The organism is Blautia sp. AM29-29, from assembly GCF_003480555.1.
GTDB classification, from domain to species: domain Bacteria; phylum Bacillota; class Clostridia; order Lachnospirales; family Lachnospiraceae; genus Fusicatenibacter; species Fusicatenibacter saccharivorans.
Genome location: NZ_QUJD01000001.1, coordinates 252,814 through 274,067, shown reverse-complemented (window position 1 = coordinate 274,067; position 21,254 = coordinate 252,814). Strand labels below are relative to the sequence as shown.

The following is a 21,254-nucleotide window of genomic DNA, read 5'->3' as shown; positions in this document are numbered from 1 at the left end:
GGAATGCAAATGACGAGAAAACAAAAATACCGAAGAGTCCTGCTTGCGCTGGCGGCGCTGTTTCTGATCCTCGCTGTTCTTCTTGGCTACGATGCCATGCGCGAATCCCTGCCGGATACGATGTATGTGGATGAGAACAGCGAAAGCCCGTTTCAGCCGCTCACGAAACATCCGCTTCTGACGATTTCGGAAGATACGAAGGAAGCAGAAAAAACCGAATTCGGAGAAACGGGAGAAACGGTTGTAGAATGTTCCGCCGCCGGGATCCCGCTGAAAAAGATCCGTGTGATCCAGGAAGAACGGCCGAAAGTTGCCGTCTGCGGCGCGCCGGTCGGTATCTATATGGAGACCGACGGTGTGATGGTGATCCGTACAGCCGAAATCCGTTCGTCCGACGGAACCGTCAGCCGTCCGTCAGAAAATATTCTGCGGGAAGGCGACTATATCACAAAAGTAAACGGACAGAGCATCCGCAGCAAGCAGGAGCTGATTGATGCAGTAAAAGTATCAAACGGTTCCCCGGTGTGTCTTTCCCTGCTTCGGGACGGGGAAACGATCGAGGTGCAGGTGACACCGCAGAAAAGCCAGGACGGCACCTGCCGCCTCGGGGCCTGGGTCCGCGACAATATGCAGGGAATCGGAACACTGACTTTCGTGGAACCGGATGGAACCTTTGCAGCGCTCGGCCATGGAATCAGTGATGTCGATACCGGAAAAATGCTCCAATTGAACGGCGGAGAACTGTATCTGACACAGATTCTGTCTGTGATCCCGGGAAAAGCGGGTGTACCGGGTGAACTGCAGGGTGTGATCCATTACGAAGAAAAGAACCGTATCGGATCAGTGGCGGAGAATACCATCTACGGTATCCACGGCGTTCTGGACAGGGAAAAAAGCAGTGCACTGCCGCTTACCGTGACGGAAATTGCCTACCGGCAGGAGATCGAGACGGGCCCGGCCACCGTGCGGATGTGCGTGGACAATACGGTAGAAGAGTATGAGGCGGAGATTACGGAAATCGATCTTGGAAGCGAGAATACGAACAAAAATTTTGTGCTCGAAATTACCGATCAACGGCTGCTACAGAAAACCGGCGGCATCGTACAGGGAAATTCCGGCTCGCCGGTGCTCCAGAACGGAAGGCTGATCGGCGCCATTACCCATGTTTTCGTAAACCATCCAGAAAAAGGCTACGGTGTCTTTGCGGAAAACATGCTTGCACGGAACTGAAAAAATATGCGTTAATTTGGTTGAAATTGTTATAAACTTCCGAATTTTTACGGAAAATGTCGATCGAATTTTCAAAAATTTACGGGAAATATATTGAAAATGCGAAAAAATAAAATTATAATGTCTGTGTGATTGGAAAAAGTTCAGAAGAAAACGGATGCAGTGAAATTCCGGAAAGACTATGAGTTTTTGCAAAGGAGAGCTTTATGGAAAAGATCAACATTGCCATCGCGGATGATAACGAACGCATGCAGGAAATGCTTGGGAACGTCATAAAACAGGATGACACGCTTGAACTGATCGGGCAGACCGGAAACGGAAATGATATCTACAGTATCATCCGCGACAAAGAACCGGACGTCGTACTGCTTGACATTTTCATGCCGAAGATGGATGGTCTGACTGTAATGGAGAAAGTCAATGAGGATAAAAATCTGAAAAAAAGACCTGCCTTTATCGTTGTCTCCGCCGTAGGAGAGGAGAGGATCACCGAAGATGCGTTCCGGCTCGGCGCTTACTATTACGTCTTAAAACCGTTCGACAACGAAACTCTTCTGAACCGGATCAAAGCAACAAAAGGAATGACAGCAGTAAGAAGATACCATCCAAGAAATTTTACAAACCCCGGAAAAGAGCCGATCTGTCCGCCGGAAAACAGTCTGGAAATCGATGTGACAAATATGATCCACGAGATCGGCGTTCCTGCCCATATCAAAGGATACCAGTACCTGCGCGATGCGATTCTGCTTTCCGTAGAGGACACGGAAATGCTCAATTCCATTACCAAGATTCTCTATCCGACCATCGCGAAACGCCACCAGACAACGTCAAGTCGTGTCGAGCGTGCCATCCGCCATGCGATTGAAGTGGCCTGGAGCCGCGGCAAAATGGACACAATCGACGAGCTGTTCGGCTATACTGTGAACAACCGCAAGGGTAAACCGACAAATTCTGAATTTATTGCATTAATTGCAGATAAAATACGTCTTGAACTGAAAAATCAGTAAAAAGTAACAAAAAAATCCGAACAAACGGAGAAATTACAGAAGTTTAGACTTTTTTTTCTGGACAAAGTACGGTATAATACAGACAGGACGTTGATTATCCTTTCGCGTTTCATAGGATCGTGACAAAAAGGAAGGAATTACAGAAAAACAAAGATGCGATAATCAGCATGAAATTACAGGAGGATTCTTTTCATGAAAAATATTTTGTTCGTGGCTTCAGAGTGTGTACCGTTCATCAAAACAGGCGGTCTGGCGGATGTAGTAGGTTCTCTGCCGAAATACTTCCCGAAAGAGTATTTTGATGTGCGCGTGGTGATTCCAAAATACGCAGGAATCAAAGAACAGTTTAGAAATCAGATGCAGTATGTGACAAACTTCTACATGGATCTGAACTGGAGACAGCAGTATGTCGGCATTTTCGAGATGGAATATGAAGGCATCAAATTCTACTTTATCGACAACGAGGAGCATTTCGGAGGAAGCACTCCATATGCGGGCATGCCGTGGGATCTGGAAAAATTTGCTTACTTCAGTAAAGCAGCGCTTTCCATTTTACCGACCATCGGCTTCCGCCCGGATCTCATCCACTGCCACGACTGGCAGACCGGTCTTGTTCCGGTTTACCTGCACGAGCGTTTCCAGGCAGATGAATTCTATCGGGGAATCAAAACCGTCATGACGATCCACAACCTGAAATTCCAGGGCATCTGGGACCGCAAGACGATTCAGAGCATTACCGGCCTTTCCGACTACTACTTCACACCGGATAAGCTGGAGTTCAAACACGATGCCAGCTACTTGAAGGGCGGTCTGGTTTACGCAGATGCGATCACCACCGTCAGCAATACATACGCGCAGGAGATTCAGACCCCGTTCTATGGCGAAGGACTCGACGGTCTGATGTGTGCAAGAGCAAACGATCTGCGCGGTATTGTAAACGGACTCGACTACAATGAGTGGAACCCGGAGACAGACGCTCAGATTGCAAAGAATTTCAATGTAAAGAACTTCCGTAAAGAGAAAGTGAAAAATAAACTGGCACTGCAGGAGGAGTTAGGACTCGAGGTCAATCCGAAGACGATGATGATCGGTATCGTATCCCGTCTGACCGATCAGAAGGGCTTCGACCTCATCAGCTATATGATGGATGAGATGTGCCAGGATGCCGTACAGTTTGTGATCCTTGGAACCGGCGAGGAGCGCTACGAGAACATGTTCCGCCACTTCGCATGGAAATACGACAAGAAGGTTTCGGCAAACATCTACTATTCCGATGCAATGTCACACAAGATCTATGCATCCTGCGATGCCTTCCTGATGCCGTCCCTGTTTGAGCCATGCGGACTCTCCCAGCTCATGAGCCTCCGCTACGGAACCCTTCCGATTGTCCGCGAGACCGGCGGCCTCAAAGACACCGTAGAGCCGTACAATGAGTACGAGGGAACAGGAACTGGATTCAGCTTCACAAACTACAATGCGCATGAGATGATGGGTACCGTGCGGTACGCAGAGCGCATCTATTACGACAAAAAACGCGAGTGGAACAAGATGATCGACCGCGCAATGGCACAGGATTTCTCCTGGGCGAATTCCGCAAAACAGTACGAGGAAATGTACAACTGGCTGATCGGATAAGCTGGTCTGCATTCTGAAAAATAAGAAAAAAATCCCGAAATGGCAGAAGAGGAAAGAAAAGCCGTTTCGGGATTTTTTGCAGTATTTTTGGGTTGCGGCAGGAGAGTGGAATATGCTACACTTGTGCATAAGGATATATTCGAAGCAGCTCCGGTGCAGAGGATTTGGGGGCTGAAAAAAGACACAGGAAAAAAAGAAAAACAGTTGACAACAAAGCAGATTTGTAATAGTATGGATACAGAAGCGAACGGACGTTCGCATGGTAAGGAGAATATTCAGTATGGGAAATAATAACGAAGATAAACTGCGTGCACTCGATGCCGCACTTGGACAGATTGAAAAACAGTACGGAAAAGGAGCTGTCATGAAGCTCGGAGATTCCGCAGCAAACATGAACGTGGAAACCATCCCGACCGGCTCTTTAAGCCTGGATATCGCACTCGGTCTTGGCGGTGTGCCGAAGGGAAGAATCATCGAGGTATATGGACCGGAGTCTTCCGGTAAAACAACCGTAGCGCTCCACATGGTAGCCGAAGTACAGAAACGCGGCGGAATCGCCGGCTTCATCGATGCAGAGCATGCGCTCGATCCGGCCTATGCCAAAAACATCGGTGTTGATATTGAAAACCTCTATATCTCACAGCCGGACAACGGCGAGCAGGCACTTGAGATCACCGAGACGATGGTCCGTTCCGGTGCGGTAGACATCATCATCGTGGACTCTGTTGCAGCACTCGTTCCAAAAGCCGAGATCGACGGCGACATGGGAGATTCCCACGTCGGACTTCAGGCGCGTCTGATGTCTCAGGCACTCCGGAAACTGACTGCAGCGATCAGCAAATCCAATTGTATTGTTATCTTTATCAACCAGCTGCGTGAAAAAGTCGGTGTCATGTTCGGAAATCCGGAGACCACAACCGGCGGCCGTGCACTGAAATTCTATTCTTCCATCCGTCTCGATGTCAGAAGAATCGAAGCCTTAAAGCAGGGCGGAGAGATGGTCGGAAACCGTACCAGAATCAAAGTCGTGAAAAACAAAGTAGCTCCGCCGTTCCGCGAGGCAGAATTTGATATCATGTTCGGAAAAGGAATCTCCAAAGAAGGAGACGTTCTGGATCTGGCAGCTTCCGTCGGCATCGTACAGAAGAGCGGCGCATGGTTCGCATACGGCGGCGACAAGATCGGCCAGGGACGCGAAAATGCGAAAGCATACCTGCGCGAGCATCCGGAAATCATGGATGAGATCGAGCACAAAGTGCGCGTGGCTTACGGCCTGATCAAGGAAGAAGCACCGGAAGGCACAGAAGAAACAGCAGCAGTTCCGGAAACCGAAGGAGACGACGAATAAATGTTTGTGACAGAGATTCGTCCTCTGAATAAAAAGAAATCACGGATCCTCTTCGATGACGGAGAGGATCTGGTTCTTTATAACGGGGAAATCCGCGCTTCCCGCATCAAAGAGCAGGAGGAGCTTCCCGATGAGGTTTATGAAAAGCTGGCAGGGGAAGTGCTGACTAAAAGGGCCAAACACCGCGCGATGTATCTGCTGCTCAGACAGATGCGGACGAAAAAAGAGCTGGAAGATAAGTTACGAAAAGACGGCTATCCCGAGAGAGCCATTGAAGAGGCTGTCTCGTACGTGGAGAGCTTTCACTATATCGACGACCGCGCATACGTGGAGCAGTATCTTGCGGGCAGCGGTGCGAAAAAAGGGAAAAAGGCAGTCCTCTATGCGCTGGCACAGAAAGGCGTGGACCGGGAACTGGTGGAATCCGTCCTGGAAGAGCAGGAGGATGCCCGCGATGAGTATGAACTTGCAAAAAGTGCCGCCTTCGCAAAGCTCGGCACGCCGCACCGGCTGGATGAAAAAGAGTACCGCCGTGCCGCCGGTTTTCTGATGCGGAAGGGATTCGGCAGTTCCGAAATCCGTCGGGCATTGGAAGAATACCAAGATTCCGCTGACGAAGAATTCTGAATATTCCCGGCGATTCCGCCACATGCCGCGAAATTATGTGCAATAAATTACATGAATATTTTTAAAACATTGACAAATTTGTGAAAACAGTATAAAATTGTAGTGTTGTAAATGTGCAATGAAAACTAAATAAGGAGGTGCTCCGGTAATGAGTACAGGTATTACAATTCTGCTGGTATTCATTGCTGTAGTAGTCACGCTGCTTATTGCGGTTCCTGTTACCAGGAAAATTGCTGTGGACAATAAAATCAAGCAGGATGCTGAGAAAATTGGCACAGCGGAAGAAAAGGCGAGAAACATCATAGATGAAGCACTGAAAACTGCCGAAACTAAGAAACGGGAAGCCCTGCTGGAGGCGAAGGAGGAGTCTCTTCGTACGAAGAATGAAGTAGAAAAAGAGACCCGAGAGCGCAGAGCGGAACTGCAGAAATATGAGAAGCGCGTTTTATCGAAAGAAGAATCTGTAGATAAAAAAGCGGACGTATTGGAGCGTCGTGAAAACGAAATTGCAGCAAAAGAGGCAAGCGTCAGAAAGAAAGAAAAGGAAGTAGACGGTCTACACGAAAAAGGAGTACAGGAACTGGAAAGAATTTCCGGTTTTACCTCCGAGGAAGCAAAAGAGTATCTGTTAAAATCTGTGGAAGACGAAGTAAAAATCGACACAGCAAAGCTCTACAAAGAGCTGGAGAGCAGAGCAAAAGAGGAAGCAGGCCGTAAGGCAAAAGAGTATGTGGTAACAGCTATTCAGAAATGTGCTGTCGATCACGTATCCGAGAGTACCATCTCCGTGGTACAGCTTCCGAGCGATGAAATGAAAGGCCGCATCATCGGCCGTGAAGGACGAAATATCCGTACACTCGAAACCATGACAGGCGTTGACCTGATCATCGACGATACACCGGAAGCAGTCGTTCTTTCCTCATTCGATCCGATCCGCCGTGAGGTGGCAAGAATTGCTCTGGAAAAACTGATCGTAGACGGAAGAATCCATCCGGCCCGCATCGAAGAGATGGTAGAAAAGGCCCGCAAAGAAGTAGAACAGAATATTCGCGAGGAAGGCGAGGCAGCCGCACTGGAAGTCGGTGTACACGGACTTCATCCGGAGCTGATCCGTCTCCTTGGAAGAATGAAATTCCGTTCCAGCTACGGACAGAATGCATTAAAGCATTCGATCGAGGTAGCACAGCTTTCCGGTCTCCTCGCAGGAGAGGTAGGATGCGATGTCCGCATGGCAAAACGTGCCGGACTGCTTCATGATATCGGTAAATCCATCGACCATGAGGTAGAAGGATCTCACATTCAGATCGGTGCAGATCTCTGCAAAAAGTACAAAGAATCTCAGATTGTGATCAACACAGTAGAATCACATCACGGGGATGTAGAGCCCCAGTCTCTGATTGCATGTATCGTTCAGGCAGCGGATGCAATTTCCGCAGCAAGACCGGGTGCAAGAAGAGAAACACTCGAAACATATACCAACAGATTAAAACAGTTGGAAGACATCACGAATTCGTTCAAGGGTGTCGAAAAATCTTTTGCTATTCAGGCTGGTAGAGAAGTCCGCATCATGGTTGTTCCTGAGCAGGTATCCGATTCTGAAATGGTACTGCTCGCAAGGGATATCTCGAAACAGATCGAAGCTGAACTGGAATACCCGGGACAGATCAAGGTCAATGTTATCCGCGAGAGCCGTGTAACGGATTACGCGAAATAAAAGACTTTCTACGAAACAATTTAATAACGAAATCAAAAAGAGGCTGTGGACATGAGCAATCATGTTCCACAGCCTTTTCAGTGTGTATAAGAACAGTAAGTTTCAAAAGAATTTATACGTGCCGTATCCGGTTCGAGCGCATTTTCTGAGGTGTAGAGCCATACAGCTTTTTGAAGGTCCGCATAAAAATTTTGTAATTCGACAGCCCGTTTTTCTCCATCAGTACCGTGATCGTTTCGTCGGAATTCTGTAAATCTTCGTACAGGTGCATCGTGCGCACATCGTTCAGATATTCGAGAAAGGTTTGTCCGGTATACTTTTTAAAGAGCCGGCAGAAATACTCCTTCGAGAGCGCCAGGGAATCCGCGGCTGTTTCGAGGCTTAACGGTTCCGGGTAATGCACTTTCACCCAGTTCATAACGTGTGTCACGCGCTGCAGATCGCGCTGTGAACCCGTGAGGGATGCCGAAGGGATCTGGTGGGAATACGACCGGCAGAGATGGTACAGAAATTCGTACAGTCGTGAGGTAAAGAGAAGCTGGTATGAATCGGAAGGATTCTGCCGGATCTCGTTCATCTCCGAGAGCAGTGCGCGGAGCGGAGCCGGCTGTTCCGAGCAGGGAATGATCGTGTCGAAACGCATCGTATCAAAGTCCGGCAGATATTGGCGCATCTGGCTTGCGGAAATCTGCAGCAGAAGATATGTACAGGTGTTGGAGCGCGTCATATGGAGGTCGCCGGAGTTGATGATAATCAGATCGCCCTCGTTTAACCGATACTCCGTTGCCTGGACAATCGCGGAAAACTGTCCCCTGATCAGATAGAGAATTTCCACATATTCGTGCCAGTGCGCCGGAAAAACAAAAGCGGGCGCATCCTGCAGCTCAAAACGGACGTGCAGCAGATCGGTTTCGTGTATTGTTTCGTAAAAGCAGGATTCCATAAGTACCTCCAGGATGTGATAGAAATATACGTCAATTATAATCAAAAAAGATAAGAATATTGTACCAGAAATTGGGCGAAATATCAATATCAACCAGAGAAAGGACAAGAAAGGAACTAGAAGTTACACGAAAAAGGGAAGATAATGGAGACATTAGCACGAAACAAAGTTTGGGAGGAACAAAGACATGAAAGCAAAGGTAAGAACCTTTAACGGAACTACATCTCCGGAAGTAACCCAGCGTGAAACAGATCACCGCAAACTTGCCCGCGAGGCAGCAGCAGAGGGATTCGTTCTTCTGGAAAACAAAGATCATTTCCTGCCGCTGGCGAAGGGCAGCAAGGTAGGTCTTTACGGAGCAGGTGCGATCCGCACCATCAAAGGAGGCACCGGTTCCGGCGATGTCAATGAGCGTGACAGCGTCAATATTTTCCAGGGCATGAAAAATGCAGGCTACGACGTAACAAGCAGTGAATGGCTGGAGGATTACGATAAACTCTACGTACAGGCAAGACTGGACTGGAAAAATGAGATTTTCACAAAATTGAACGGAGACGACACAAAATTCTTTGATGCTTACTCTGCAACCCCGTTCTTTATGCCATCCGGAAACCCAATCGATGAAGAGAAAGCAGCAGCCGACGGTGCAGACACCGCATTCTTCGTTCTGGCACGTATCGCAGGAGAGAACAAAGACCGTTTTGATACGGAGGGTGACTACTTCATCTCCAAAGAAGAGAAAGCTATTCTGGCACAGGTTTCCAGATGCTATAAAAACGTTGTTCTTGTTATCAACACCGGCGGCCTGATGGATCTGGCATTCGTAGAAGAATTTGACAATATCCGCTCTATTTTACAGTACGTACAGGCAGGCCAGGAAGGCGGAAATGCATTTGCTGATGTTGTAAGCGGCGATGTAACCCCATCCGGAAAAATGACAGATACCTGGGCAAAAGATTACTATGATTATCCGGGTGCAGAGGTTTACAGCTACAAGAGCGGCGACCTCATGAAAGAAAAATACGAAGAGGGTATCTTCGTTGGATACCGTTACTTCGATACCTTTGAAGTACCAGTCCGTTACTCCTTCGGTTACGGTATGTCCTACACCGATTTCGAGATCAGAACCGATGACATCAAAGTAAGCGGCCGCGGTATGATGAATCCGAAAGTAAGCGTGACTGTTACCGTCACCAACACCGGCGATACTTATGCAGGAAAAGAAGTTGTACAGATCTACGCTTCCTGCCCGCAGGGCAGACTGGTGAAAGAGTTCCGCCGTCTGGCAGGCTTTGGAAAAACAAAACTGCTGGCTCCGAAGGAATCCCAGACCATGACCATCACCTTCCCGCTGTATCAGCTGACTTCCTATGAGGAGGAAAGCGCATCCTGGATTCTGGAGCCGGGCATGTATGGTATCTGGATTGGAAATGATCTGAATACATCTGTTCTCTCCGGCGCGCTGGAGCTGGACGAGAAAGCAGTCATGACAGCGTGTGAAAATATCTGCCCGCTGAAAGAGGAATTGAATGAGATTGTTCCTGATGCAGAAAAAGTTCAGGCAAGAGAGGCTGCATGGCAGAAGGAAGTAAAAGAAAAGAGAATGAGCGTGATCGAGCTCAAAGCATCTGAGATCCCAACTGAGAAAGTAGATTACCAGCCGGTACCGGAAGAGCTTCCTGGAAAAGCAGGAAAGATTGTGGAATCCCTTTCTGTGGATCAGCTGGCACTCCTTGCAACCGGTGATCCGGGAAGAGCACAGGGCAACGCGCTTGGCTCCGCAGGAATTTCTGTTCCGGGAGCAGCAGCGGAGACATCCCCGTGTGCTTCGGAGGAGCCGTGGAATGTAACCACGATTGCTCTGGTCGACGGACCTGCAGGTCTTCGTCTGAAGAGAGAATACCAGGTAGACAACGGAAAGATCGTAGCGAGCGATTTCCTGGCGGCACTGGAAGGCGGTTTCTTCAGCAAACCGCAGGAAAAACGCGGAACAACCTATTATCAGTTCTGTACCGCAATCCCGGTCGGAACACTTCTGGCACAGAGCTGGGATGTAGAACTCATCAAGAGAGTCGGCGAAATGATCGGCCATGAGATGGAACTGTTCAACGTAACACTGTGGCTGGCACCTGGTATGAACATCCACAGAAATCCGCTCTGCGGAAGAAACTTTGAATACTATTCCGAGGATCCGCTGCTTGCCGGTATGATGGCGGCTGCCATGACACTCGGTGTACAGAAGGTACCGGGCTGCGGAACTACGATCAAACACTTTGCATGCAACAACCAGGAGGACAATCGTATGGGCTCCGATTCTATCCTGTCCGAGCGTGCCCTGCGTGAGATCTATCTGAAAGGCTTTGAAATCGCAGTCAAAGATGCACAGCCGATGTCCATTATGACATCTTACAACCTGATCAATGGTGTACACGCTGCAAACTGCTACGATACCTGCACGAAAGCAGCGAGAGATGAGTGGGGATTTGCAGGAGCTATCATGACCGACTGGACAACCACCAACGTACAGATCCAGGGCGAGTGTACCGCAGCGGGCTGCATGAGAGCCGGAAATGACATGGTAATGCCGGGTCTGCCGGAGGATCACGAGAACATCAAAAAAGAACTTGCAGATGGAACTCTGACGATGGCAGAACTGAAACGCTGCATCTATAACACGGTAAATATCGTACTGCAGTCCAATATGTACGAGGGCGCAGTCAGCTACCTTGATCAGTTCGATGATCTGGATACCTACCTTGTCGTGAAATAAAAGAAGTGAAAAATATCTTATGGGGATATACAAAAAGCAGGGTTTGAAATGAACGGACATTTCGGTGCGTGAGACATTGGGGGACCCTGAAAAGAGGAAAGAAGTGCCATTCGCAGATGGGGGTCTGCGGAGCAGGCACTTCTTTTACGTATATTGTCTATGAACCGTGAATACATTGACAGTAAGGCAGAAAATAAGGAGGCGCAAAAAGCAAATGAGAGAACGGGATGAGAATGCATATATTCGTTTTTTTGCCCTCTGGTTTGCGGCCGGTATGACCCTCGGTGTACTGCTGCTGCTTACGGCATCCCACACGGGAATGAAGGAGGGAAATAGCGTCCGCCTCTTTCAGGCGGAGGCGTTTTTGGGAAGAAAAATTTCCGCAAAGGCCTGCTTTTCCTATCTTCTAAAGGTACGGTTAGCACCGGCATTTGCGGGACTTCTCTTTGGATTGACGGCAATCGGTGCGTATTTTGCCACTGCTGCCGTTTGGGCATATGGTTTTCTGTGTGGCGTCTTTCTCTCGGCTGCTTATCTGCAGAACGGAATGGCAGGTCTTTTATTCTTTTTTCTGGCTCTTTTTCCGCAGATTTTCCTCTACCTTGCCGCGTTATTTCTGATGGCTGCTGCGTGCAGCCGGATGGCAGAGACGAATCACCTTGCCGGCGGCATACAGAAAAAGGAATATTTTTGCTTCGGCGTGCGCTACTTCTTTGCACTGATCCTGCTTCTGTGGGGTATTCTGCTTGAGAGTTATGTCAATCCGTGGTTTCTTGCGAAAATCCTGTAAAAACGGTCGGAAAAGGGAATTGCATTTTTGAAAAAACGTGTATATAATTAAAAGCATTGTTACCCTTTATCGGGCAGTGAGAGGGAGAAAAAAGCAAAAAGGAAAAAAGCTATGCAGGAAACGATACAGTCATTTACGGACTATCTACAGACGGAAAAGAAAGCGTCAAAAAATACAGAAGTCTCCTATCAGCGCGATCTTCGAAAGCTGGCAGTTTTTTTGAAGGAGCACGGAATAGAAAAACCGGAGCAGATGAATGCAACGGTTTTAAATTCTTATTTATTATATCTGGAGCGGGAACACTTCTCCCCGGCAACGATCTCGCGCAGCATTGCGGCGATTCATATGTTTTGCCAATATGCATGTCAGGAGGGAAAAATGGTATCTGACCCGTCGAAAGCGTTGCAGCCACCGAGGGTTGAGCGAAAAATGCCGGAGATCCTTTCCATCGCAGAGGTCGATCTGCTGCTTCGCCAGCCCAAAACCGACACGCCAAAGGGGATCCGCGACAAAGCAATGCTGGAAATGCTGTATGCGACCGGTATCCGCGTCAGTGAGCTGATCCATTTGAAGATACAGGATGTCAACCTTATGATGGGCTACATCACCTGCCGCGATGAAAAGGAGCGGATCGTTCCGTTCGGCGGACCGGCGAAAAAGGCGTTGGAGCAGTATCTGGGGAGTGCGCGCGCAGCCCTGATGCATGGACGGGATGATGATGTATTGTTTGTCAACTGCTCCGGAGGTCCGATGAGCCGTCAGGGATTCTGGAAAATTCTGAAATCCTATGCGAAATCCGCAGGCATTACGGCGGATATTACGCCGCATACCCTGCGTCATTCGTTTGCAACCCATCTGCTGCAAAACGGTGCGGACTTAAAGAGTGTCCAGGAGATGATGGGACACGCCGATATTTCGACGACGCAGATGTATCTCCACCTTGGTGTGAATAAAATCAGGGATGTGTACCGGAAGGCACATCCGAGAAAGTAAAGGTGGAACAGAAAAGTAAAACGATAGAAAAACCTCCGCCGCAGACTGGTGAAAAACTGCAGCGAAGGTTTTTGATGTTTTTAGGGTGTTGAGAAAATTTAGCACTCCTCAGCGATATCATAAATCAGGCGTTCGGTCTGATCCCAGCCAAGGCACGGGTCAGTGATGGATTTACCATAGACATGATTTCCGCATCCGATTTTCTGATTGCCAGGCTCCAGATAGCTTTCGATCATAACACCTTTTACGAGACTTTCGATATCCTTGTTGCATCGTCTTGTGTGCAGAACGTCTTTGACGATACGGATCTGCTGCTCGTATTTCTTTCCGGAGTTGGAATGGTTGGCATCGATGATGGTAGCCGGGTTTACGAGATGTGTTTCGTTGTATTTCTCCAGCAGAAGCTGAATGTCCTCGTAGTGATAGTTCGGCACGGAGTTGCCGTGCTTGTTGGTCGCACCGCGGAGAATGGTGTGCGCCAGCGGATTTCCGCTTGTCTTTACCTCCCAGGTACGGTAAATAAAGGAGTGGGAGCCCTGTGCGGCAATGACGGAGTTGATCATAACAGAAAGATCACCGCTGGTCGGGTTTTTCATGCCGGCCGGAATGTCGATGCCGGAAACAGTCAGACGGTGCTCCTGGTTTTCTACGGAACGTGCGCCGACCGCAACATAGGAGAGAATATCGGACAGATAGCTCCAGTTGGACGGATACAGCATTTCGTCTGCAGAAGTCAGATCAGTCTCTTCTACTACACGCATATGCATTTTACGCATGGCGATCAGGCCGTGCAGCAGGTCCGGCTTTCCTTCCGGGTCTGGCTGATGAACGATACCTTTGTAGCCTTCACCTGTGGTACGCGGTTTGTTGGTATACACACGCGGGATGATGATCAGTTTGTCGGATACTTTGTCAGCAACCTTTGCCAGACGGTGATTGTACTCCAGAACAGCGTCTTCGTTGTCTGCGGAGCAAGGTCCTACGATAACAAGAAATTTATCGGAATCCCCGGTAAAGACTTTTGCGATTTCAGCGTCACGCTGTTTTTTGATTTCAGTTGCGCGGGCGCTTAAGGGATATTGTTCCCGGATCTCTGTTGGGGTGGGAAGTTTTCTTACAAATTCAAGGCTCATTTTCGTTCTCCTTTATCTTAGATGCACTTCTTTTCTAGCTGCGGACAGAGGAGCGTTCTTGTGTGCCCCGTCGCAAACTATCTATAAATTATAATACATAACGCGAAGATTGTCGATATTTTTTCGGCGAAAATTCTGTTTCTCTTAAAAAAGATAGAAAAAAGGTATCAATGAACAGCAAATCCGTTTGCAGATTCCCGATGCAGGAACAAAAGTGCCATTGTCATAATGGTAAGTTCACTTGCAAGAATACCATAGAGATAGCCACGGATGCCGAAAACCGGGACGAGAAAAAGAATTGCAAGAATACGAATTACATCTCCGGCAAGGTTCTGGAAAAAAACGAGAGAAGTTTTTCCAAGGCCGTTTAAAATGCTTCCAAGTGTCGTTTCCAGATAGAGAAAAGGACTTAAAAATGAAAGGATACGCAGAAAAACGCCGACTTCTTCGTTTTGAAAAAGGAAACGTCCAAGCCACGGACCGAAAAAGAAAAAGGCAAAAACAGCGAAAGTGCCAAGCAGCACACAGAAAGAAATTGTATAACGGATCGTGTCTGATATTTGCTCCGGCGTACCGTCGGCCTGCTGTTTTGCTACGCCGGGCAGAAGCATGACGGACACCGCGTGGGTGATGGCAGATGGAAAAAAGATCATCGGAAGTGCCATACCGGTGAGAATGCCATACTGCGAGAGCGCTGCTTTCCGGGAAAGACCGAAGGTGACCAGACAGCCGGGGAGCAGAGCACTTTCAATGCTGTGGAGGACATTCAGAAGAATACGGTTCAGCGTAAGCGGAAGATTCAAAACGGCAAGCTCTCGGAAGGTATCGTACCAGAGGGTCTTTTCTTTGAAAAAAACAGAAATCGGGCGGTGTTTCTGAGGGGACCTGCTGTGCGAGACGGACAGGCAGGCCATCAGAAAGAGACACGAAAAGAGTTCGCCGGCGGCAGTACCGAATGCAGCGACAGCGGCAGAGGGGAGGCTTGTGGAAAGACAGAAAAGCCAGGCAAGGTAGGAAGCGCCCATGCGCACGAACTGTTCCAAAAGCTGGCAAAAAGAAGGCAGTGCCGTCTGATTCTGGCCAAGATACCATGCCGAGAGACAGTTGTGGATCCCGGAGGGGAGAATGCCGAGTGATAAAATCCGGAGGAGCAGAATCGTCCGCGGCTCAAAAAGAAGCCGTGTTCCGATAAAATCCGCGCTGAAAAAGAGAAAGATGGAGGCGGAGAAGGAAAGTATCACTACAATGCCGCATCCGGCCGCCAGACAGATCTTTGCCCGTCTGGAATCCTTTTTGGCAAGGTACGATGCGACAAAGCGCGAGAGCACCGTCTGCATGCCGCCTGCGCCAAGGGAGAGCATCAGTGCGTAGAGTGGTGTGGCGAGCTGGTAGATACCAAAGGCTTCCGCACCGATCCGGCGCGACAGGAATATTCTATAGAGAAATCCAAGAATTCTGCAGATGATCCCGGACGCGGTCAGGATCAGTGTGCCAAGAAGAAGCGTGTTCTTTCTTGTGATTTTCAGCATGGGATAGACTCCTTTCACGGCATTGCGCAGATAGTCTAAAATATGCGAAAAAACTCCTTGACAGAACCCCGTGATAGGTGCTATTCTGAGTGAGAAATAAATCCGATTAAAACTGTCGGAATTGGAAAACGACAGCACAGGAAAAAGGAGAACCAGGAATGAAATTATCGACCAAAGGAAGATATGGTCTGCGTGCCATGATCGATCTGGCGAGTCACGAAGAAGAGGGTGCAGTGTCCATTGCCAGCATTTCAGAACGCCAGAATATCTCAGAGAGCTATCTGGAGCAGCTGGTGCGTCCGCTTCGAAAAGCCGGATTCATTGAGAGTGTGCGGGGGGCAGGCGGTGGATATGTACTTGCAAAACCGGCAGATTCCATTTCGGTAGGAGATGTTCTCCGTGTGCTGGAGGGCGGACTCGAGGCAGTCACGTGCTCGGTCAATGAAGGCCTGGGCGGCTGCGATGCGGCCGATTTCTGCGTCACGCGTTTTGTGTGGCAGAGGATCAATGAGGGAATTACGAACGCTGTGGATTCCATCAGCCTCGGAGAGCTGGTTCAGCAGAGCCGGCAATTAGAGAAAAACAGAAACAGCGATAGAAATGACAAGGAGTGAACAACAATGATTTATCTGGACAATGCGGCAACAACAAAAACAGCCCCGGAAGTTGTCGAGGCTATGCTTCCTTATTTCAGCGAATACTACGGAAATCCATCCAGTATTTATGCAATTGCAGGAAAAAGCAAAGAAGCCATCACCAAAGGAAGAGAGCAGATCGCAAACGTGCTCGGCGCAAAACCGGAGGAAATTTATTTCACAGCCGGCGGCAGCGAGTCCGATAACTGGGCGTTAAAAGCTACCTTTGAAGCATATAAAAATAAAGGAAACCACATCATCACCACAAAAATCGAGCATCATGCGATTCTTCATACCTGTGAGTATCTGGAAAAAGAGCGCGGTGCGAAAATCACCTATATCGGCGTCGATGAGAACGGCGTTGTCAATCTGGATGAACTCGAAGCAGCCATCACACCTGAGACCATTCTGATTTCCGTTATGGCGGCAAACAACGAAATCGGAACGATTCAGCCGATCAAGGAAATCGGAAGAATTGCAAAAGAACACAATATTTTATTTCACACAGATGCCGTACAGGCATTTGGCCAGATCCCGATCAATGTGGATGAGTGCAATATTGATATGCTCAGTTCCAGCGGTCATAAGATTAACGGACCGAAAGGAATCGGCTTCCTTTACATCCGAAAGGGTGTGAAAATCCGCTCCTTCGTACACGGCGGTGCGCAGGAAAGAAAACGCCGTGCCGGAACAGAAAATGTACCGGGCATCGTAGGATATGGAGTTGCGGCAGAGCGTGCGGCAAGAACTATGGCGGAGCGTACCGCAAAAGAAATCGAAGTACGTGATTATCTGATCAACCGTATTTTAACCGAGATTCCGAACTGCCGTCTGAACGGCGATCCGGTAAAACGTCTGCCGAACAACTGCAACATCAGCTTTGAATTCATCGAGGGAGAGTCCCTTCTGATCATGCTGGATATGAAAGGTATCTGCGCATCCAGCGGTTCTGCATGTACTTCCGGATCCCTGGATCCGTCCCATGTACTGCTGGCCATCGGACTGCCGCACGAGAAAGCACACGGTTCCTTACGTCTGACTTTAAGTGAGGAGATCACAAAAGAGGACGTTGATTTTGTTGTAGAGCAGATTAAAGCGATCGTAGACCGTCTGCGCAGCATGTCCCCGCTGTATGAGGATTACATCAAAAAACAGCAGGGTAAATAAGTTTAAAAAAATAAGACAGTCCATCCAGAAAGCCGGTACAGAAAAATTCAGGTAAAAGCTGTGCCGGAGGAGGACTGCTTTGAAATAGTTCAGGAGGAAGAATAACAATGTACAGTGAAAAAGTAATGGATCATTTCCAGCATCCGAGAAATGTAGGAGAAATTGAGAACGCAAGCGGTGTAGGTACCGTTGGAAATGCAAAATGCGGCGATATCATGAGAATGTATCTTGACATCGACGATAACGGCATCATTCAGGACTGCAAATTCAAAACCTTCGGCTGCGGCGCCGCAGTTGCAACCAGCAGTATGGCAACCGAGCTGGTAAAAGGAAAAACCATCCAGGAAGCTCTGGAAGTAACCAACAAAGCTGTTATGGAAGCACTCGACGGACTTCCGCCGGTCAAAGTTCACTGTTCTCTGCTTGCAGAAGAAGCAATTCACGCTGCACTCTGGGATTACGCAGAGAAACACCACATCAAGATCGAAGGTCTTGCAAAACCGAAGTCTGATATCAGCGAGGGCGAGGAAGAGGAAGAATACTAAGTATGGGAAAAAAGAAAGTAGTCGTTGGAATGTCCGGCGGCGTAGATTCCTCGGTGGCAGCGTATCTCCTGAAAAAAGCAGGATACGATGTCATCGGGGTGACCATGCAGATCTGGCAGGATGAGGCCGAGACAGTCCAGGAGGAAAACGGGGGCTGTTGCGGCCTCTCTGCTGTTGATGATGCAAGGCGCGTGGCACAGGTGCTGGACATTCCGTATTATGTCATGAACTTCAAAAAAGAGTTCCGTGAGAACGTCATGGACTATTTCACGAACGAATATCTCTGCGGCAGAACACCGAACCCGTGTATCGCCTGCAACCGCTATGTGAAATGGGAAGCGTTGCTTCAGCGCAGTCTTTCCATTGGAGCGGACTACATTGCGACCGGACATTATGCAAGAATCGAACAGCTTGCCAATGGACGGTATGCGATTGCAAATTCGGTAACAGCGGCAAAAGACCAGACGTATGCACTGTATAATCTGACCCAGGAGCAGCTTTCGCATACGCTGATGCCGGTCGGAGACTACACAAAAGATCAGATTCGTGAGATTGCAGCAAAAATCGGTCTTCCGGTAGCAAAAAAGAAGGATTCCCAGGAAATCTGCTTCGTGCCGGATCAGGATTACGCTTCCTTTATCCAGAACGAGACAGGAATCGTGGCACCGAAAGGCAATTTCGTGAATACAAAGGGTGAAATCCTCGGTACCCATGAGGGGATTACCCATTACACCGTAGGACAGCGCCGCGGACTCGGCCTTCCGATGGGACACCGCGTGTTCGTACTGGAAATCCGTCCGGAGACGAACGAGGTTGTGGTCGGCGAAAATGAAGAGGTTTTCGCAAAAGTAGTAAAAGCAAACAAAGTAAACTATATGGCAATTCCGCCGCTGGAACTTGGAGAAGAGCTCTCCTGCACCGCAAAAATCCGGTACGGGCACAAAGGCTCCCCGTGCGTGATCAAACGGACCGGGGAAGATGAGATTACCTGTACCTTCCCGGACGGCGTGCGTGCTCCGACACCGGGACAGGCTGTTGTCTTCTACGTGGACGGCTGTGTCGGCGGAGGCGGAACGATTACGGAGGCCGAAAGATGAAAATAGCGGACTGTCATATGCACAGTTTCTTTTCAAGTGACAGCGAAGCACCAACAGAAGAGATGGTAAAACGGGCAGTCGAGCTGGGACTTCCGGCAATCTGCCTGACGGATCACTACGATATGGATTACAGTACCGGCGAGTTCCAGCTCGATACACCGGCATATGCGGCAAAAATCCGGGAACTGCAGGAAAAATACCACGACAGAATTGATATCCGATTCGGCGTGGAACTGGGACTGCAGCTCCACTTAAAAGAACGGATGGAAGAGTATGTAAATGCGTGGCCGTTCGACTACGTGATCGGCTCCATGCATGTCATTGACGGAAAAGACCCCTATTATGAGGATGCTTTCCCGGACTGGACAGCAGAAGAGCTGTACCGGGCGTATTTTCGGGCTACAGCAGAAAATATCCGGTTCTTCCACAATTTCCAGACGCTTGGTCATCTGGATTATGTGGTACGCTACTGCAGAGAAAAGGGAAAAGATTACAGCTACCGCGCATTTACGGACGAGATCGATACCATTTTAAAAGAGCTGATTCAGTACGATATCGCGCTGGAAATCAACACCGGCGGCTACAAGGCAGGCCTTGGCGTGCCGAATCCGACGCCGGATGTCATCAGAAGATACCGGGAACTGGGCGGCGAAAAGATCACCTTCGGTGCCGATGCCCACAAACCGGAACATATAGCGTTTCATTTCGCGGACGCGGCAGCTATCGCGCAGGAAGCCGGATTCCGGTACTACGTGCGGTTTAAAGAGAAAAAGCCGGAATATCTGCCGATCCAATAGAAAACACGCAGGAAAAGCCGGAAAAAGCCCCAGAAAGGCTGGATTCCGGCTCTTTCTGCAATAGACGGATCTTTCGAAATTTTGCAGAAATACGGATTGGCATCCGGCTTCTTCACAAATTTTAGAAATAATTTCGTATTTTCTTGAAAATAGAACTTGAATTTTCCGACGAAATTAGGTATTATACAGATAAGGTTGATGTTTCTTTAACAAAGTACAGAGACTCAAAATTAAAATTCACTTTTTAGGAGGAATTGAAAATCATGGCAGTAAAAGTAGCAATCAATGGTTTTGGCCGTATCGGACGTCTTGCATTCAGACAGATGTTTGGAGCAGAAGGTTATGAAGTAGTAGCAATCAACGATTTAACATCCCCGAAGATGTTAGCTCATCTGTTAAAATATGACTCTTCTCAGGGAAAATATGCTCTGGCTGATACCGTAACATCCGATGAAGATTCCATCACAGTAGATGGCAAAAACATCAAAATCTATGCTTTCCCGGATGCTAACAACTGCCCATGGGGAGAGCTTGGCGTAGACGTAGTTCTGGAGTGCTCCGGATTCTACACCTCCAAAGCAAAAGCTCAGGCACACATCAATGCAGGCGCTCGTAAAGTAGTTATCTCCGCTCCGGCTGGTAACGACCTTCCGACCATCGTTTACAATGTAAACCATGAGACCCTGACAGCAGACGACAACATCATCTCCGCTGCATCCTGCACCACAAACTGCCTTGCACCTATGGCAAAAGCTCTGAACGAACTGGCTCCGATCAAATCCGGTATCATGGTTACTATCCATGCTTACACTGGAGATCAGATGACTCTGGACGGACCGCAGAGAAAAGGCGATCTGAGAAGATCCCGTGCAGCTGCAGTTAACATCGTTCCAAACAGCACCGGTGCTGCAAAAGCAATCGGCCTTGTTATTCCGGAACTGAACGGCAAACTGATCGGTTCTGCACAGCGTGTTCCAACCCCAACCGGTTCTACCACAATCCTTACAGCAGTTGTAGAAGGAACTGTAACTGTTGACGAGATCAACGCAAAAATGAAAGCATCTGCAACCGAGTCCTTCGGATACAACACAGATGAAATCGTATCCAGCGACATCGTTGGTATGAGATATGGTTCTCTGTTCGATGCAACTCAGACCATGGTTCTTCCGCTGGACAACGGAACAACAGAGGTACAGGTTGTTTCTTGGTATGATAACGAGAACTCCTACACAAGCCAGATGGTTCGTACCATCAAATACTTCAGCGAGTTAGCATAATTTAACAAACTGAACGG

General features: G+C 48.6%; 19 protein-coding genes. 16 read left to right on the top strand and 3 right to left on the bottom strand.

What is annotated here, in order from left to right:
- Positions 1–9: 9 nt before the first annotated feature.
- The 7 genes from spoIVB to rny all read left to right on the top strand — a co-directional run bounded on the left by spoIVB (position 10) and on the right by rny (position 7,561).
- Positions 10–1,230 (top strand): SpoIVB peptidase, encoded by a 1,221-nt coding sequence (gene spoIVB / locus DW769_RS01245; protein WP_070103244.1) that lies wholly within the window; start codon positions 10–12, stop codon positions 1,228–1,230.
- Between the two features lie 206 nt (positions 1,231–1,436).
- Positions 1,437–2,237, top strand: coding sequence for a sporulation transcription factor Spo0A (gene spo0A, locus DW769_RS01240; RefSeq protein WP_055218233.1), 801 nt, complete (start codon positions 1,437–1,439; stop codon positions 2,235–2,237).
- A 192-nt stretch (positions 2,238–2,429) separates the two neighbouring features.
- A complete protein-coding gene (glgA, locus tag DW769_RS01235) occupies positions 2,430–3,872 on the top strand; it encodes a glycogen synthase GlgA (protein WP_055218231.1) in 1,443 nt (480 codons plus the stop codon).
- Positions 3,873–3,911: 39 nt separating this feature from the next.
- Positions 3,912–4,163: a hypothetical protein gene (locus DW769_RS01230; protein WP_118749858.1), complete on the top strand. Its 252-nt coding sequence runs from the start codon at positions 3,912–3,914 to the stop codon at positions 4,161–4,163.
- Complete coding sequence (gene recA / locus DW769_RS01225) at positions 4,153–5,220, top strand: recombinase RecA (RefSeq protein WP_022463338.1); 1,068 nt, start codon at positions 4,153–4,155, stop codon at positions 5,218–5,220. The genes DW769_RS01230 and recA overlap by 11 nt, the downstream gene beginning before the upstream one ends.
- Positions 5,221–5,847 (top strand): regulatory protein RecX, encoded by a 627-nt coding sequence (locus DW769_RS01220; protein WP_117800848.1) that lies wholly within the window; start codon positions 5,221–5,223, stop codon positions 5,845–5,847.
- Positions 5,848–5,995: 148 nt separating this feature from the next.
- The gene (gene rny / locus DW769_RS01215; RefSeq protein WP_117800851.1) at positions 5,996–7,561 is read left to right on the top strand and encodes a ribonuclease Y; all 1,566 of its coding nucleotides are present in this window, start codon (positions 5,996–5,998) and stop codon (positions 7,559–7,561) included.
- A gap of 112 nt (positions 7,562–7,673) precedes the next feature.
- On the opposite strand, the gene DW769_RS01210 is transcribed toward rny, so the two are convergent.
- Positions 7,674–8,504, bottom strand: coding sequence for an AraC family transcriptional regulator (locus tag DW769_RS01210; RefSeq protein ID WP_055267029.1), 831 nt, complete (start codon positions 8,502–8,504; stop codon positions 7,674–7,676).
- A 187-nt stretch (positions 8,505–8,691) separates the two neighbouring features.
- Here DW769_RS01210 and DW769_RS01205 point away from each other — a divergent pair, with 187 nt between their 5' ends.
- The 3 genes from DW769_RS01205 (at position 8,692) to xerD (ending at position 13,057) form a co-directional block, all read left to right on the top strand.
- Positions 8,692–11,274, top strand: coding sequence for a glycoside hydrolase family 3 protein (locus tag DW769_RS01205; RefSeq protein WP_118749857.1), 2,583 nt, complete (start codon positions 8,692–8,694; stop codon positions 11,272–11,274).
- A gap of 214 nt (positions 11,275–11,488) precedes the next feature.
- Positions 11,489–12,064 carry a stage II sporulation protein M gene (locus tag DW769_RS01200; protein ID WP_117814068.1) on the top strand — a complete coding sequence of 192 codons (576 nt, stop codon included), beginning with the start codon at positions 11,489–11,491 and terminating at the stop codon, positions 12,062–12,064.
- A 111-nt stretch (positions 12,065–12,175) separates the two neighbouring features.
- Positions 12,176–13,057 carry a site-specific tyrosine recombinase XerD gene (xerD, locus tag DW769_RS01195; RefSeq protein ID WP_117509101.1) on the top strand — a complete coding sequence of 294 codons (882 nt, stop codon included), beginning with the start codon at positions 12,176–12,178 and terminating at the stop codon, positions 13,055–13,057.
- Between the two features lie 98 nt (positions 13,058–13,155).
- Here the strand turns inward: xerD and DW769_RS01190 are convergent, their stop codons facing one another.
- Both DW769_RS01190 and DW769_RS01185 read right to left on the bottom strand, forming a co-directional pair.
- A complete protein-coding gene (locus tag DW769_RS01190) occupies positions 13,156–14,190 on the bottom strand; it encodes a 3-deoxy-7-phosphoheptulonate synthase (RefSeq protein WP_022463331.1) in 1,035 nt (344 codons plus the stop codon).
- A gap of 167 nt (positions 14,191–14,357) precedes the next feature.
- Positions 14,358–15,719 (bottom strand): oligosaccharide flippase family protein, encoded by a 1,362-nt coding sequence (locus DW769_RS01185; protein WP_118749856.1) that lies wholly within the window; start codon positions 15,717–15,719, stop codon positions 14,358–14,360.
- A 158-nt stretch (positions 15,720–15,877) separates the two neighbouring features.
- On the opposite strand from DW769_RS01185, the gene DW769_RS01180 reads away from it, so the two are divergent.
- The 6 genes from DW769_RS01180 to gap all read left to right on the top strand — a co-directional run bounded on the left by DW769_RS01180 (position 15,878) and on the right by gap (position 21,237).
- Positions 15,878–16,333: an RrF2 family transcriptional regulator gene (locus DW769_RS01180; protein ID WP_022463329.1), complete on the top strand. Its 456-nt coding sequence runs from the start codon at positions 15,878–15,880 to the stop codon at positions 16,331–16,333.
- A gap of 6 nt (positions 16,334–16,339) precedes the next feature.
- Entirely contained in the window at positions 16,340–17,521 is a 1,182-nt protein-coding gene (gene nifS, locus DW769_RS01175; RefSeq protein ID WP_022463328.1) for a cysteine desulfurase NifS, read from the top strand.
- A gap of 107 nt (positions 17,522–17,628) precedes the next feature.
- Positions 17,629–18,066 carry a Fe-S cluster assembly scaffold protein NifU gene (gene nifU, locus DW769_RS01170; protein ID WP_022463327.1) on the top strand — a complete coding sequence of 146 codons (438 nt, stop codon included), beginning with the start codon at positions 17,629–17,631 and terminating at the stop codon, positions 18,064–18,066.
- Between the two features lie 2 nt (positions 18,067–18,068).
- A complete protein-coding gene (mnmA, locus tag DW769_RS01165; RefSeq protein WP_055218213.1) occupies positions 18,069–19,163 on the top strand; it encodes a tRNA 2-thiouridine(34) synthase MnmA in 1,095 nt (364 codons plus the stop codon).
- Positions 19,160–19,960: a histidinol-phosphatase HisJ family protein gene (locus DW769_RS01160; protein ID WP_117800863.1), complete on the top strand. Its 801-nt coding sequence runs from the start codon at positions 19,160–19,162 to the stop codon at positions 19,958–19,960. The genes mnmA and DW769_RS01160 overlap by 4 nt, the downstream gene beginning before the upstream one ends.
- 263 nt (positions 19,961–20,223) lie before the next feature.
- Positions 20,224–21,237 carry a type I glyceraldehyde-3-phosphate dehydrogenase gene (gap, locus tag DW769_RS01155; RefSeq protein WP_022463324.1) on the top strand — a complete coding sequence of 338 codons (1,014 nt, stop codon included), beginning with the start codon at positions 20,224–20,226 and terminating at the stop codon, positions 21,235–21,237.
- Positions 21,238–21,254 lie beyond the last annotated feature (17 nt).

What these genes read in the sequence shown, in the direction of transcription:
- nifS (WP_022463328.1), top strand. Translation starts at nt 16,340, where the DNA reads ATGATTTATCTGGACAATGCGGCAACAACAAAAACAGCCCCGGAAGTT.
- rny (WP_117800851.1), top strand. Translation starts at nt 5,996, where the DNA reads ATGAGTACAGGTATTACAATTCTGCTGGTATTCATTGCTGTAGTAGTC.
- DW769_RS01200 (WP_117814068.1), top strand. Translation starts at nt 11,489, where the DNA reads ATGAGAGAACGGGATGAGAATGCATATATTCGTTTTTTTGCCCTCTGG.
- spo0A (WP_055218233.1), top strand. Translation starts at nt 1,437, where the DNA reads ATGGAAAAGATCAACATTGCCATCGCGGATGATAACGAACGCATGCAG.
- DW769_RS01220 (WP_117800848.1), top strand. Translation starts at nt 5,221, where the DNA reads ATGTTTGTGACAGAGATTCGTCCTCTGAATAAAAAGAAATCACGGATC.
- DW769_RS01160 (WP_117800863.1), top strand. Translation starts at nt 19,160, where the DNA reads ATGAAAATAGCGGACTGTCATATGCACAGTTTCTTTTCAAGTGACAGC.
- recA (WP_022463338.1), top strand. Translation starts at nt 4,153, where the DNA reads ATGGGAAATAATAACGAAGATAAACTGCGTGCACTCGATGCCGCACTT.
- DW769_RS01230 (WP_118749858.1), top strand. Translation starts at nt 3,912, where the DNA reads ATGGCAGAAGAGGAAAGAAAAGCCGTTTCGGGATTTTTTGCAGTATTT.
- DW769_RS01185 (WP_118749856.1), bottom strand. Translation starts at nt 15,719, where the DNA reads ATGCTGAAAATCACAAGAAAGAACACGCTTCTTCTTGGCACACTGATC.
- DW769_RS01190 (WP_022463331.1), bottom strand. Translation starts at nt 14,190, where the DNA reads ATGAGCCTTGAATTTGTAAGAAAACTTCCCACCCCAACAGAGATCCGG.
- DW769_RS01210 (WP_055267029.1), bottom strand. Translation starts at nt 8,504, where the DNA reads ATGGAATCCTGCTTTTACGAAACAATACACGAAACCGATCTGCTGCAC.
- glgA (WP_055218231.1), top strand. Translation starts at nt 2,430, where the DNA reads ATGAAAAATATTTTGTTCGTGGCTTCAGAGTGTGTACCGTTCATCAAA.
- gap (WP_022463324.1), top strand. Translation starts at nt 20,224, where the DNA reads ATGGCAGTAAAAGTAGCAATCAATGGTTTTGGCCGTATCGGACGTCTT.
- spoIVB (WP_070103244.1), top strand. Translation starts at nt 10, where the DNA reads ATGACGAGAAAACAAAAATACCGAAGAGTCCTGCTTGCGCTGGCGGCG.
- xerD (WP_117509101.1), top strand. Translation starts at nt 12,176, where the DNA reads ATGCAGGAAACGATACAGTCATTTACGGACTATCTACAGACGGAAAAG.
- mnmA (WP_055218213.1), top strand. Translation starts at nt 18,069, where the DNA reads ATGGGAAAAAAGAAAGTAGTCGTTGGAATGTCCGGCGGCGTAGATTCC.
- DW769_RS01205 (WP_118749857.1), top strand. Translation starts at nt 8,692, where the DNA reads ATGAAAGCAAAGGTAAGAACCTTTAACGGAACTACATCTCCGGAAGTA.
- DW769_RS01180 (WP_022463329.1), top strand. Translation starts at nt 15,878, where the DNA reads ATGAAATTATCGACCAAAGGAAGATATGGTCTGCGTGCCATGATCGAT.
- nifU (WP_022463327.1), top strand. Translation starts at nt 17,629, where the DNA reads ATGTACAGTGAAAAAGTAATGGATCATTTCCAGCATCCGAGAAATGTA.